General features: G+C 73.0%; 2 protein-coding genes. Both read right to left on the reverse strand.

Annotation, left to right across the window (positions count from 1 at the left end):
* Window positions 1–736, reverse strand: a 736-nt coding sequence (locus tag AB0M20_RS41640; RefSeq protein WP_364306860.1) for an ATP-binding cassette domain-containing protein, incomplete at its 3' end; no start/stop codon positions are given.
* An 81-nt stretch (window positions 737–817) separates the two neighbouring features.
* The coding region (gene metE / locus AB0M20_RS41645; protein ID WP_364306862.1) for a 5-methyltetrahydropteroyltriglutamate--homocysteine S-methyltransferase at window positions 818–1777 on the reverse strand (960 nt) is incomplete at its 5' end.

Raw genomic sequence — 1777 nt, forward strand, 5'->3', positions numbered from 1 at the left:
GCGTGTCCGCCCCCCGGGCCGGGCCGGCCGGGCGCCCCCCCAGCGACACCCCCCCCACCCGACGCTTGAGCCCGTCCGGGGAGTCGTGCGCGATCACCCGGCCCTTGTTGATCACCACGATCTCGTCGGCGAGCGCGTCGGCCTCCTCGAGATACTGCGTGGTGAGCAGCACGCTGGAGCCCTCGGCGACCTGGTTGCGGACGACGCCCCACATGTCCTCGCGCTTGGCCGGGTCGAGACCCGTGGTCGGCTCGTCGAGGAAGATCACCTCGGGTTGCCCGACCAGGCTCGCGGCCAGGTCGAGGCGGCGCCGCATGCCGCCGGAGTACGTCTTCGCCCGCCGGCCGGCCGCCTCGGCGAGGTCGAACCACTCCAGCAGCTCGGCGGCGCGGCGCTTGGCGTCCCGGGTCCTCAGGTCGAGCAGCTGCCCGATGAGCACCAGGTTCTGCGTGCCGGTCAGGTCCTCGTCGACGCTCGCGTACTGGCCGGTCAGGCCGATCCGCCGGCGCACCCGCTGGGGCTCGCGCAGCACGTCGATGCCGGCCACCTCGGCGGTGCCCTCGTCGGGGCGCAGCAGGGTGGCGAGCACCCGGACGGCGGTAGTCTTGCCGGCGCCGTTCGGCCCGAGCACGCCGAGCACGGTGCCGCGGCGCATGGCAAGGTCCACCCCGTCGAGCGCCTGGGTCTTGCCGAATCGTTTGCGGAGCCCTGTCGCCCGCACTACGAGATCACTCATGCCGTGGAGCGTGCCGCGCCGCGCTGGCATCCTCCGCACACGGCGCTGGCACGCTCCTGGCACACTCCTGGCAGCCGGCTGTCAGCTCCGGCTCACCTCGGCGGCGGCCGCCACCAGGTTGCGCAGAGACGCCTCGACCTCGGCGTACCCGCGGGTCTTCAGGCCGCAGTCGGGATTGACCCACACCCGCTGGGCGGGCACCGCGGCCACGGCCCGCCGCAGCGCCGACGCGACCTCGTCCCGGGCCGGCACCCGCGGCGAGTGGATGTCCCACACGCCGGGACCGACGCCACGGCCGTAGCCGATCGCGGCCAGGTCGCCGAGCACCTCCATCTTCGACCGGGAGGCCTCGAGGCTGGTCACGTCGGCGTCCAGCGCGTCGATCGCCGTGATCACCTCGCCGAACTCCGAGTAGCAGAGGTGCGTGTGAATCTGCGTGGCGTCCGAGACCCCGCTGGTGGCCAGCCGGAACGCGCCGACCGCCCACTCGAGGTAAGCCTTCTGGTCGGCCTGGCGCAGCGGCAACGTCTCGCGCAGGGCCGGCTCGTCGACCTGGATGATCCGCATCCCGGCCGCCTCCAGATCGTGACACTCGTCGCGCAGGGCCAGCGCGACCTGGTCGGCGGTGTCCGCCCGTGGCTGGTCGGTGCGCACGAACGACCAGGCGAGGATGGTCACCGGGCCGGTCAGCATGCCCTTCACCGGCCGGTCGGTGAGCGATTGGGCGTAGGTGGACCAGCCCACCGTCATCGGCGCCTTGCGGGCCACGTCGCCGTGGATGATCGGCGGCCGCACGCACCGGGACCCGTAGGACTGCACCCAGCCGTTGCTCGTCGCGGCGAACCCGTCGAGCTGCTCGCCGAAATACTGCACCATGTCGTTGCGCTCCGGTTCGCCGTGCACCAGCACGTCGAGGCCCAGCTCCTCCTGCAGCCGGATGACGCTCTCGATCTCGGCGCGCATCCGCTGCTCGTAACCCGCCCGATCGAGTGTGCCCGCGCGCAGCTCCGCCCGTGCCCTGCGCAGCTCGGCGGTCTGCGG

Origin of the sequence: Actinoplanes sp. NPDC051633 (assembly GCF_040681735.1) — a bacterium.
Lineage (GTDB): Bacteria > Actinomycetota > Actinomycetes > Mycobacteriales > Micromonosporaceae > Actinoplanes.